Genomic DNA, 11576 nt, shown 5'->3' on the forward strand with positions numbered 1-11576 from the left:
GCAACCGCACCGAAGCGCCAACAGGGGCGCATGTCGACAAGCGGAGTCAGGGCAAGAACAAAAAGAGCCAGGGCACCGCTGCGCCCGAAATGCAGTACGGAACACCCTTAACTGAATATGTCACACCATTTGCCGAAACATTTCTGAAAGGCATTTCTTCGCATGAAGACTTGGGTTCGCAAGACTCTGAGCGTCGGTGTCCTGGCCGCTGGCGCCCTGCTGTTCGCCCCGGGCGCCGCGCACGCCGACAACGGCGGCATCCGCCAGACCACCGGCGTCAACAACGGGATCCTGAACGGCACGCAGATCGCGGTGCCGGTGCGGGTGCCGGTCAACGTCGTCGGCAACTCGCTGGGCATCCTCGGCATCGCGAGCGCGCAGGGCGTCGGTGTCAACCAGCTCGAGAGCGCCCAGACCACCGAGGGACACCGTCGCGGCCCGCGTGCCGTGCAGGCCACCGGGGTCAACAACGGCATCCTCAACGGCAGCCAGGTGTACCTGCCGATCAACGTGCCGGTGAACGTCGTCGGCAACTCGATCGCCGCGCTCGGCTCCGCCAGCTCGACCGGCGTGGGCGTCAACCGGGTCCGCGAGAGCGGCCACACCACCGAGGGCGGCTGGGGCGGCTGGGGCGGCGCCAGCCAGGTCACGGGCGCCAACAACGGCATCCTCAACGGCACGCAGATCTACGCGCCGATCGACGTTCCGATCAACGTCTGCGGCAACTCGATCGCCCTGCTGGGCGGCGCGTACTCGCAGGCGCTGTGCGCCAACAGCACGGGTGGCGGCTTCGGTCACTCGGGCGGCCACTGGAAGAAGGAGAGCGGCCAGGTCGCCGGCGGCGCCCGGCAGATCACCGGCGCCAACAACGGCATCGCGAACGGCACCCAGCTGCTCGCGCCGATCAGCCTGCCGGTGAACCTGTCCGGCAACGCGGTCGCCGTCGCCGGCATCGCCAACTCCCGCGCGGTCTCGAAGAACGAGTCGGGCCACGGTGACGACTTCGTCCAGGCGACCGGCGTCAACAACGGGATCCTGAACGGCACCCAGGTCGCGATCCCGATCAACGTGCCGATCAACGTCTGCGGCAACTCGCTCGGTATCCTCGGCGCGGCCAGCTCCACGGCCGGCTGCGTGAACGACCTCGGTGGCATCGACGACGACTGGGGCTGGGACGGCGACCACCACGGCCACAAGGGCCACGGTCACGGGCACGGTGGCCAGAACGCCGGTGACAACGGCAACGACGACGGTGACTACCTGGGCGACAACGGCGCCGACGACAACGGCTACGGCGGCACCAAGCCGGCTTCGAACGGCTACGGCGACACCAAGCCGGCGTCGAACGGCTACGGCGACGTCGCGGACGACCAGGCCGACGACTCGTACGGCGACGTCCAGGACGACGCGGCGGGCTCGGGCAGCGACTCCAACGGTGGCCGCGAGGCCGCCAAGGGCTCGCCGGTCGCGGACCTGACCGAGGCCGTCGGCAGCGTCTCGGACACCCCGGGTCTGGGCCAGCTGGGCCTGCTCAACACGCTGCGCTGAACGCCAGGCGTCAGCGAAGTAGGACCGGGTAGCGCCGTCCCGGGCGCGACCCGTGCGACGCCAGGAGGCGTCGGGTAGGACCGGTGCCCCTCCACGGCACCGGGAGCAACAAAACGGACGGGAGTCTCCGCAGCCGGCGGAGGCTCCCGTCCGTCGTTGTCGACCCTCGACGCGGTGCGCTACCCTAACGCTCGTTAAGGTTCTAACGGTCGTTAAGGCCTGTCGGGAGGACCCGTTGACCATCGACGAAGAGGCGCTCGCCCAGACCCGCAAGCGCGTGCTGGCCGGCGGGGCGGAGCGTTACCACGCGGCCAACGCGGCCAAGGGCAAGCTGTTCGCCCGCGAGCGGGTCGCCTTGCTGGTCGACGAGGGCTCTTTCGTCGAGGATGGGCTCTATGCCAACAGTCTCGCCGAGAGCCTGCCCGCCGATGGCGTGATCACCGGAACCGCCCGGATCGACGGCCGCGACGTCTGCCTGATGGCCAACGACTCCACCGTCAAGGCCGGCTCCTGGGGCGCCCGCACGGTCGAAAAGATCATCCGCGTCATCGAGCGGGCCTATCAGTACGGCGTTCCGATGATCTACCTGGTCGACTCGGCCGGCGCCCGGATCACCGACCAGGTCGACCTCTTCCCGGGCCGCCGCGGTGCCGGCAAGATCTTCCACACCCAGGTGCGGGCCTCCGGCTCGATCCCGCAGGTGTGCGCGCTGTTCGGCCCGTCCGCCGCCGGCGGGGCCTACATCCCGGCCTTCTGCGACGTGGTCGTGATGGTCGAGGGCAACGCGAGCATGTACCTCGGCTCCGACCGCATGGTCGAGATGGTCACCGGGGAGAAGACCACGCTCGAGGCGATGGGCGGCGCGCGCGTGCACTGCGCCGAGTCGGGCGTCGGCCACTTCCTCACCAAGACCGAGCAGGAGGCGCTCGACACCGTCCGCGCCTACCTGTCGTACCTGCCGTCAAACTGGCAGAACAATCCGCCTGCGACGCAGGCGAAGGATCCGGCGGGCGTCGATCTGGGCGCCTTGGTTCCGGCGAGCGAGCGTCAGGCTTTCGACATGCGCCGGTACGTCAAGGGTCTGGTCGACAAGGATTCGTTCTTCGAGATCCAGGCTCTCTGGGCGCGAGAGCTCACGGTCGGCTTCGCCCGGATGAACGGCGAGGTCGTCGGCGTCCTCGGCAACAACTCGATGTTCAAGGGCGGGGTGCTGTTCGTCGACTCGGCCGACAAGGCGACCCGCTTCATCCAGCTCTGCGACGCGTTCAACGTGCCGCTGATCTTCCTCTCCGACGTGCCCGGCTTCATGGTCGGCTCGGCGGTGGAGAAGCAGGGCATCATCCGGCACGGCGCCAAGATGATCACCGCGGTCTCCGAGGCCACGGTTCCCAAGATCTGCGTGGTGGTCCGCAAGGCGTACGGCGCCGGCCTGTACGCGATGGCCGGGCCCGGCTTCGACCCGGACGCCACGATCGCGCTGCCCACCGCCAAGATCGCGGTGATGGGCGCCGAGGCCGCGGTGAACGCCGTCTACGCCAACAAGATCGCGGCGCTCGCCTCGGAGGAGGAGCGGGCCGCCTTCGTCGCCGAGCGCCGCGCCGAGTACGAGCGCGACATCGACATCATGCGGCTCGCCAGCGAACTGGTCGTCGACGCGGTCGTCGAGCCGGGCGACCTGCGTACCGAAATCATCCGCCGACTCGCCGCCGCCCGCGGCAAGGATCGCGGCTTCTCGCGGCGCCGGCACGGCGTCACGCCCGTTTGACAGGAGTAAGGACATGGTGGACTTCCGGCTCGACGAGGAGCAGGAGGCGCTGCGCGCGACCGTGCGGGACTTCGCGCGCGAGCAGGTGGCGCCGGTCATCGCCGACCATTACGAGAACAAGACTTTCCCGTACGACCTGGTGCGCCGGATGGGCAAGATGGGTCTGTTCGGGCTGCCCTTCTCCGAGGAGCACGGCGGCATGGGCGGTGATTACTTCACGCTCTGCATCGCCCTCGAGGAACTGGCCAGAGTGGACAGCTCGCTCGCGGTGACCCTGGAGGCCGCGGTCTCGCTGGGCGCCACGCCGATCTACCGCTTCGGCACCCCGGAGCAGAAGGAGCGGTGGCTGCCCCGGCTGACCAGCGGCGAAGGGCTGGCCGCGTTCGGGCTCACCGAGCCGGGCTCGGGCACCGACGCCGCCGCGATCGCCACCCGCGCCGAGCTCGACGAGTCGACGAACGAGTGGGTGATCAACGGCAGCAAGGCGTTCATCACCAACTCCGGCACCGACATCACCGTGCTGATCACCGTGATGGCGGCGACCGGCACCAACCCCGACGGCTCCAAGGAGCTCTCCACGATCATCGTGCCGGCCGGCACCCCCGGCCTCACGGTGGCGCCCGGCTACTCCAAGGTCGGCTGGTGCGCCTCGGACACGCACGAGCTGTCCTTCGACGACGTACGCGTCCCGGCCGGTAACCTGCTCGGCTCGCGCGGCCGCGGCTTCGCCCAGTTCCTGCAGATCCTCGACGAGGGCCGGATAGCGATCGCGGCGCTCGCCGTCGGGCTTGCGCAGGGCTGCGTCGACGAGTCGGTGAAGTACGCCGGCGAGCGCCAGGCCTTCGGCCGCCCGATCGGCAACTACCAGGCCGTCCAGTTCATGATCGCCGACATGGAGATGCGGGCGCACACCGCCCGCCTCGGCTACTACGACGCCGCGGCCCGGATGCTCGCCGGCGGGGAGTTCAAGCGGTACGCGGCGATCGCCAAGCTGAACGCCAGCAACGCCGCCATGGAGAACAGTCGCTACGCCACGCAGGTGCACGGCGGCTACGGCTTCATGAACGAGTCGGCGGTCGGGCGCTTCTACCGGGATGCCAAGATCCTCGAGGTCGGCGAGGGAACGTCCGAGGTCCAGCGCATGTTGATCGCCCGCGGGCTGGGTCTCTGAACTGGACATATCTCCCATATGAGGGCCAGCCTACGGTCCGCTTTCCGACACGGTTGGATGTGCGCTCGCCCCTATGGGCGTACGTGCATAGGTTCGGACCATGGCACAGGCGGAAGCGGGCCCGAGCGGCTCAGGCTTCGACGTCGTGCTGCGCCGGCACCGGCTGCGGGCCAAGCTCACCCAGGAGGAGCTGGCCGCCCGTGCCGCGATCGGGGTGCGGACCGTCCGTGACCTCGAACGTGGCCGAGCCTCCCGCCCGCAGCGCACGACCGTCGAGCTGCTCGCGGCCGCGCTGGGCCTGTCCGGCGCCGAGCGGGATTCGTTCCTGGCGGCCGCCCGCGGCCAGGTCTCCGAGGATCCGCTGCCACCCACCTCGTTCCTCAAGATCCCGCCGACCGCCGAGCTGATCGGCCGCGACGACGACGTCGCCGAGCTGGCCGCCCGGCTCGGCGCGCCCGACGGCCCGCGCGGCGTGACGCTGGTCGGCATCGCCGGCGTCGGCAAGACCAGCCTCGCCGTGGTGGTCTCGCACCGCGTGGCGGAGGCCTATCCGGGCGGCGTCGCGGGCGTCGTGATCACCGATGGCTCGTCGGTCGGCGAGATGCTCGGCAGCGTCGCGGCCGCGTTCGAGGTCGGCCACCCCGACGACCTGGGTGGACGCTTCGCGGGGCGGGCCGCGTTGCTGTTCATCGACGCGGTCGAGCGCTCACCCGAGGCCGTGGCCGAGATGATCGCCCGGCTGCTCGACCGCATACCGTCCCTGCGCTTCCTGGCGACCGGCCGTCACCCCGTCGGGCTGCCCGCCGAACGGGTCTGGCCGCTCGCGCCGCTGGTCGCGCCCCCGGTCGAGACGGCAAACTCGCTGGCGGCCGTCTCGGCGTACCCGGCGGTGGGCTTGTTCCTGGAACGTCTCGGCCGCGTCCGCCGCACCCAGCTCGAGCCCGACGAGATCGCGCCGCTCACCGATCTGGTCCGCCGTCTCGGCGGTCTCCCGCTCGCCATCGAGCTGGCGGCGGCGCGCGGTCGCGTGCTCACCATCCCCGAGATCCTCGACCGGTACGGCGATCGCGTGCTCGACCTCGATCGGCCCGGCGGCGGCGCCGTCTCGCTCCGCCATGCGGTCGCCGCCAGTTACAACCTGCTCAATCCCGGCGAGCAGCGGGCGCTGCGGCTGCTCGCCATGTTCCGCTATCGCTGGTCCCTGTCGCTCGCCGAGCAGATCACCGAGGGCGCGCAGACCGACGGCGCCGACATCGTCCACCTGCTCGACCGGCTGCTCGAGCTGGGCCTGGTCAGCGTGCGTGGCAGCCGGACGGTCCGGTTCCGGCTGCTCGAGTTCGTGCGTGACTACGCGGCCGAGCGCGCGGCCGCCGAGGGTGAGGTCACCGAGGCACGACGCCGGCACGCGGTGGTGCTCGCCGACCTGGCCCAGCAGATCGCGCCCGACCTGATCGGCACCAAGCTGGCCGAGGCCGCGAGCCGGCTCGACGACGTGGCCGGTGACGTCGGCACGGCGCTCGCCTTCGCGGCCGGCGAGGATCCGCACACCGCGCTGCGTCTCGCGGCCGCGCTGCCGCGCTGGTGGCGGTTCCGCGGGCGGGACGTGAGCGGCCGGCAGTGGCTGCGGCGGCTGCTCGACGACCCGCGCACCGCCGACGCCGACCCGTCCACCCGGGCGTGGGCCAAGGTCGGGCTGGCCCAGTTGGCCCTCGAGCACGGCGCCGGCGCCGAGGAGATCGACTCGGCGACCTCGGCGGTGGCCGAGTTCGAGCGGCTCAGCTCGGTCGGCGGGCAACTCGCCGCGCACACCCAGCTGGCCGGCCTGTTCATGGCCACGGGTGGCTACGACGCGGCCCGGCGCCACGGCGAGGCGTCGCTGGCCCTGGCCCGCCGCAACAACAAGATCCGCGACATGGCGGTGGCGGAGAACAACCTGACCTGGCACGAGATCCGCGAGGGCGACCTGACCGCGGCCCGCCGCCGGCTCGCCGCGGTGGACGACCTGGCCAGCCAGTGCGGCGAGGAACGCCTGCGCGCGCTCGCGATGGCCAACCTCGCCGAGGTGGCGCGGCTGGAGGGGCGCCCGCAGGAGGCCGAGACGCTGGGCCTCGGGGCGATGCCCGAGCTCGAGCGGGTCGGCGACCCCAACCATCGGCGGCGGCTGCGGGCCACGATCGGGCTGGCGCTGGCCGAGCTGGGCCGGGTCGACGACGCGCTCGAAGTGCTGGAGCGACTGCGACTGCCCGACGAGCTGCCGCCGGACGGGCCGGCCGCGGTGGTCGAGGCGGCGATCGCGTGGCGGCAGGGCGAACAGAAGCGCGCGGCCGAGTGCTTCGCGCGGGCGGCCGAGGCCTACGAGGGCGCGCACGACCGGCGAGATCTGGTGGAAGCGCTGGTCGGCCTGATCGTCAGCACGCCCGACCTGCAGGAGAGGACCGCCACGGCCCGCCGGCTGACGGACTTGTGCGAGGCCGGCGGGATCACCCTGCTACCCCGGGAAAAAGAACGCCTCGGCGGTCTCTGAGACTAGGGGCCCCTGCAAAGGGAGGTGTGGCGGCGACGGCCGGCGTTCGTGCCCCCCACGCGCCGACCGTCGCAACGCCCCACCAGTAACGCGGCGAGAACGATGGCTCCCCCGTCAGCCCCGTAGTCGCCATGGTCGCGCCGCATCCCCCTTGCGCTGAGAACAGTAGCCGCGGGAGAAACGCACACCCGGGAGATTTGTCCGTTAAGACCCCCGAGTCGCCCGGTTCTGCCGGTACTTCTGCCGGTTTGGCGATCTCGGCCCGTAGCGGGTGCCTCAGGCCGCCTCGACGGACTGCTCGGCGGCGCCGGCCGTGGCGCACGGATTGACGGCGTCGCGGATCGTCCGCAGCGACTCCAGCGTGCCGGCGAGCTGCTCGGGGGTGAGCTGCCCGATGAACCACTCCTGCACGAGAGCGAGATGACCAGGGAGAACGGCGTCCAACCGCTCGCGGCCGGCGTCGGTGATCACCGCGTACGAGCTGCGGCGGTCGCTGGGACAGGCCTCGCGGCGGACCAGGCCGTCACGGTCCATCCGGTCGACCACGCGGGTCACGCCGCTGGTCGAGAGGGAGGTCTGGCCGGCGAGATCGGTCATCCGGAGGCGGCGGCCGGGCGAGCGGGCGAGGCGCATGAGCACCTCGAACTCGACGGCGGAGAGGCGGTGCTCCTCGAAGTGCGTGGCAAAGCGAGCGGTCAGCCCGGTGTACGCCTCAGCGAACAGGCCGACCGCGGTGAAACGCGGGTCATCCAGGTCGGTACTCACAGGTTCATGTTACCTCAGTCGCTTGACAAGCGGAATGTTGCGCGGTCTATAGTTGTTGCGTCACGCAAACGACCTAATCACTTGCTTGAAAGAAGGAAGTCATGACCGAGTCCGTCGCCAGCACCCGCCCGTTCGAGGGTCTTCAGATCCCGGCCGCTGGCACCTACGTGCTCGACGCCGCACACAAGCGGGTCGGCTTCGTGGCAAAGCACCTCATGATCGCCAAGGTCCGTGGCCAGTTCGCCGAGGCGACCGCGACGATCACCATCGGCGAGGACCCGCTGCAGTCCTCGGTGACCGCGTCGATCACCGCGGCCAGCATCGAGACCGGCCAGGTCGACCGCGACAACCACCTGCGCAGCGGCGACTTCTTCGAGGCCGAGAAGTACCCGACCCTCGAGTTCCGCAGCACCGGCATCAAGTCGCACGCCGGCGCCGAGTTCGTCCTCGACGGCGACCTCACCATCAAGGGCGTGACCAAGCCGGTCGAGCTGGTCGTCGAGTTCGAGGGCGCCACCGTCAACGGGTACGGCAAGGCCATCTTCGCCTTCAGCGCGCACACCGAGATCGACCGTGAGGACTGGGGCCTGACCTGGAACGTGGCCCTCGAGTCGGGCGGCGTCATGGTCGGCAAGAAGGTCAAGATCGAGATCGAGGGCGAGGCTGTCCGCCAGGACTGACCTTTCCCGGGCTTCAGCTGGGCAATCGTCCACAATCGAGCCGCCGTCCGCATCGTGGACGGCGGCTCGATGCTGTCTGGCGTTCTCCCGGTCGGGGATGGCAAGGTGGACCGAGCGCAATTGTTCGCTCACAGCGGGGTGATCGAAAGTCCGTCTCGTCCCTGTGCCGGGAGGGTACGTGGGCAAGGAACTCTCAACGATCGCCTTTGCGCCCGAGGACCGGGTCACCTACCGGCACAAGGTGCGCCGATGTCTCGACGTGCTCGCGCAGCTCCTCGACGACGAGGCGTTCGCGACCACCGACGGCATGACGGGTCTGGAGATCGAGCTCAATCTCGTCGACGACGCCGGCCGGCCCGCCATGCGCAACGCCGAGGTGCTGGGCTACCTCGCCGACCCGACCTTCCAGACCGAGCTGGGGCAGTTCAACCTCGAGCTCAACGCGCCGCCCCGGCTCATCGGGGGTGACGGCTTCGGGGCGTACGAGCGGGAGATCCTCGACTCGTTGCGGCGTGCCGCCGACCGCGCCGGCAAGGCCGACAGCGGGATCGTGCTGATCGGCATGCTGCCCACCCTGTCGCCCGACGACCTGGTGCTCGCCAACCTCTCCGCCAATCACCGGTACCGCCTGCTCAACGACGAGATGGTCGGCGCTCGCGGCGAGCAGTTCCACCTCGACATCCGCGGCGTCGAGCGGCTCCAGAGCACCAGCGACTCGATCGCGCCCGAGGCCGCGTGCACGAGCGTGCAGTTCCACCTCCAGGTGTCGCCCGACCGGTTCGCCCGGTACTGGAACGCCGCCCAGGCGATAGCCGGCGTGCAGGTGGCGATCGGGGCGAACTCGCCGTACTTCCACGGCCGGCGGCTCTGGGCCGAGACCAGGATCGCCCTGTTCGAGCAGGCCACCGACGTGCGTCCCGACGAGCTCAAGGCCCAGGGCGTACGCCCGCGGGTGTGGTTCGGCGAGCGGTGGATCACCTCGGTGTTCGACCTGTTCGAGGAGAACGTCCGCTATTTCCCGCCGCTGCTGCCGATCATGACCGACGAGGACCCCAACCGGATCCTCGCCGAGGGCGGCGTGCCCTACCTGGGCGAGTTGCGCCTCCACAATGGCACGGTCTACCGCTGGAACCGGCCGGTCTACGACGTGATGGGAGGCCGGCCGCACCTGCGTGTGGAAAATCGGGTGCTGCCCTCCGGCCCCACGGTCGTCGACCTGCTGGCCAACGCGGCCTTCTACTTCGGGCTGGTACGACAGCTCGCCGAGGAGGAACGGCCCGTCTGGTCACAGCTGACCTTCGCGGCCGCCGAGGACAACTTCCACCGCGGCGCCCGGGACGGCATCGCCGCGATCATGAACTGGCCGTCGCTGGGCGAGGTGCCGGTGACCGAGCTGGTCCGCGCGGTGCTGTTGCCCAAGGCGTACCGCGGGCTCGACCGCTTGGGCGTCGATCCCACCCACCGGGATCGTCTGCTCGGCATCATCGACGAACGCTGCCGGACCGGCCGCAACGGCGCCGCCTGGCAGACCGAGGCGGTGTGCACAGCCGAGCTCCGGCGCGGCCTGAGCAGGCAGGCCGCGCTGCACGACATGTTGATGCGTTACTGGGCCCTGCAGCAGAGCAACGAGCCCGTGCACACCTGGCCCACCGATTAGTCCGACTTGGGGTTGATCTGGGCGATCGTGGGGGTGGCCGGCGGGGGTGTGACGGTCGACTTGGGATCGGGCTGCTCGGCGGGCCTGGCTGCCTTCTTGGCGCGCGGGCGGCCGACGCGGGCGGCCGCGGCGATCTCGGCGTCGGCTTCGGACTGTGCGCCGGGGTGGCCGGAGATCGGGTCGGGGGCCTTGGGCGGGGTGGTGATCGGCTCCGGGGCCTTGGGCGGGTCCGTCAGGGCGTTGGGGGTGCGCGCCGAGGACGACGCCGGCTTCGGGTCGGGCTTGGGAGGCGACGCCGGTGTGGGCGCCGGGCGCGGCGCGGGGGCCGGCGTCGCGGTGGGGCGCGGGTGCGGCGACGTGGCGGGGTCGGCCGGGCGCGGCGTGCGGGCGGGGACTGCGGCCTTTCCGGTCGCCGGTCGCTCGGGGTCGTCGGTCGCGGGGTACTCGGGCTCGTCGAGAGGTGCGGTGCGCGGGTCGTCGCCGGCCCGCTCCACCGCCGTGGTCGCGGGGCGGATGGCCATGGACTTTCCGGCGGTGACGGCCAGGGCGGAGCCGGCCAGGCCGGCCAGGACCGCGTAGGGCGCGATCAGGTAGGCCGACTCGATCGCGGCGGGGGTGCCGGTCAGACGGGGTGAGAGGGCCAGGAACGAGACGGCTACCAGGAGCGGGCCGACGGCGCCGGAGGTGGCGGCGCCCAAGCCCAGGTCGCCGCGGCGCACGGCCGGAATTACCGCGATGACGCCGATCAGGAAGGCGGCGCTGAGGGTCAGCAGGGCGCTCGGCCAGGAGATCACGCCGTAGCGGGCGGCGATGGTGGGCTCGGCGAACTGCCAGCTCGACAGGTAGGTGGCGCTGTCGCGGTTCACCGACAGCTCCACAATGATCGCCGTGATGGCCAGGGCCCAGAGCCAGGCGGCGGTGGCGATCAGGTTCGCGGCCACCGGGCGGGAACACACCGCCCAGTAGGCGACGATCGCGCCCAGGAGCACGCCGAGCAGGGCGTAGCTCGCGGCGATCATCTGCGGCGAGTGTGCGTCGAGGCGTACGGCGGAACGGGCCGGAAGCGCGATCAGCGCGACGGCCACCAGGGCCCCGACCCCTGCGGAGGCCGCGAAAGCCACCCGCCAGGGCCAGGTGAGCCGCGGAGCTTGCGCCCCACCCAGCCGGCTCGCGATGACCGCGCCGAAGACCGTGGCGCTCGCGGTGATCCACGTGGCCCAGCCGAGGCTGCCCAGCCACTCGCTCCGGTCCTCGGTCACCGTGACCGGCCAGACGATGACGCCCAGGCCGTAGCCCAGACCAAGTTGCGCGGCGCCCGTGCCCGCGGCCACTCCGGCCGCGGTGGCCACCCGTGCTGTCCAGCCCTTGTCGGCCATGCGGGGCACTGTAGCGGTCACTGCCTATACCTGCTAATCCATCGGCGGTGGTCTCAACGGGAGCGCGGTTGACACGTCTCCCGCAAGATT

General features: G+C 70.9%; 8 protein-coding genes. 6 read left to right on the forward strand and 2 right to left on the reverse strand.

The window, feature by feature from the left end; all coding sequences use genetic code 11:
• The first annotated feature begins 162 nt into the window (after nucleotides 1-162).
• The 4 genes from ACQPZX_RS00160 to ACQPZX_RS00175 all read left to right on the forward strand — a co-directional run bounded on the left by ACQPZX_RS00160 (nucleotide 163) and on the right by ACQPZX_RS00175 (nucleotide 7008).
• Entirely contained in the window at nucleotides 163-1548 is a 1386-nt protein-coding gene (locus ACQPZX_RS00160) for a chaplin family protein (protein ID WP_433372624.1), read from the forward strand.
• 235 nt (nucleotides 1549-1783) lie between these two features.
• Nucleotides 1784-3313 (forward strand): acyl-CoA carboxylase subunit beta, encoded by a 1530-nt coding sequence (locus ACQPZX_RS00165; RefSeq protein WP_433372627.1) that lies wholly within the window; start codon nucleotides 1784-1786, stop codon nucleotides 3311-3313.
• A gap of 16 nt (nucleotides 3314-3329) precedes the next feature.
• The gene (locus ACQPZX_RS00170; RefSeq protein ID WP_433386035.1) at nucleotides 3330-4484 is read left to right on the forward strand and encodes an acyl-CoA dehydrogenase family protein; all 1155 of its coding nucleotides are present in this window, start codon (nucleotides 3330-3332) and stop codon (nucleotides 4482-4484) included.
• 100 nt (nucleotides 4485-4584) lie between these two features.
• Nucleotides 4585-7008, forward strand: coding sequence for an ATP-binding protein (locus tag ACQPZX_RS00175; protein WP_433372630.1), 2424 nt, complete (start codon nucleotides 4585-4587; stop codon nucleotides 7006-7008).
• Nucleotides 7009-7284: 276 nt separating this feature from the next.
• On the opposite strand, the gene ACQPZX_RS00180 is transcribed toward ACQPZX_RS00175, so the two are convergent.
• Nucleotides 7285-7773 carry a MarR family winged helix-turn-helix transcriptional regulator gene (locus ACQPZX_RS00180; RefSeq protein ID WP_433372633.1) on the reverse strand — a complete coding sequence of 163 codons (489 nt, stop codon included), beginning with the start codon at nucleotides 7771-7773 and terminating at the stop codon, nucleotides 7285-7287.
• Nucleotides 7774-7874: 101 nt separating this feature from the next.
• Here ACQPZX_RS00180 and ACQPZX_RS00185 point away from each other — a divergent pair, with 101 nt between their 5' ends.
• Complete coding sequence (locus ACQPZX_RS00185; RefSeq protein ID WP_433372636.1) at nucleotides 7875-8453, forward strand: YceI family protein; 579 nt, start codon at nucleotides 7875-7877, stop codon at nucleotides 8451-8453.
• A gap of 178 nt (nucleotides 8454-8631) precedes the next feature.
• A complete protein-coding gene (locus tag ACQPZX_RS00190; protein ID WP_433372639.1) occupies nucleotides 8632-10110 on the forward strand; it encodes a glutamate--cysteine ligase in 1479 nt (492 codons plus the stop codon).
• On the opposite strand, the gene ACQPZX_RS00195 is transcribed toward ACQPZX_RS00190, so the two are convergent.
• Nucleotides 10107-11486, reverse strand: a complete 1380-nt coding sequence (locus tag ACQPZX_RS00195; protein ID WP_433372642.1) for a Hansenula MRAKII killer toxin-resistant protein 1 — start codon at nucleotides 11484-11486, stop codon at nucleotides 10107-10109. The two genes, ACQPZX_RS00190 and ACQPZX_RS00195, sit on opposite strands and share 4 nt — an antisense overlap.
• Nucleotides 11487-11576: the final 90 nt, after the last annotated feature.

Origin of the sequence: Actinoplanes sp. CA-142083, assembly GCF_050942195.1 — a bacterium.
GTDB lineage: Bacteria > Actinomycetota > Actinomycetes > Mycobacteriales > Micromonosporaceae > Actinoplanes.

Bases quoted from the DNA above. Each gene is read 5' to 3' on its own strand.
- ACQPZX_RS00195 (WP_433372642.1), bottom strand. From the start codon at position 11,486: ATGGCCGACAAGGGCTGGACAGCACGGGTGGCCACCGCGGCCGGAGTG.
- ACQPZX_RS00185 (WP_433372636.1), top strand. From the start codon at position 7,875: ATGACCGAGTCCGTCGCCAGCACCCGCCCGTTCGAGGGTCTTCAGATC.
- ACQPZX_RS00160 (WP_433372624.1), top strand. From the start codon at position 163: ATGAAGACTTGGGTTCGCAAGACTCTGAGCGTCGGTGTCCTGGCCGCT.
- ACQPZX_RS00175 (WP_433372630.1), top strand. From the start codon at position 4,585: ATGGCACAGGCGGAAGCGGGCCCGAGCGGCTCAGGCTTCGACGTCGTG.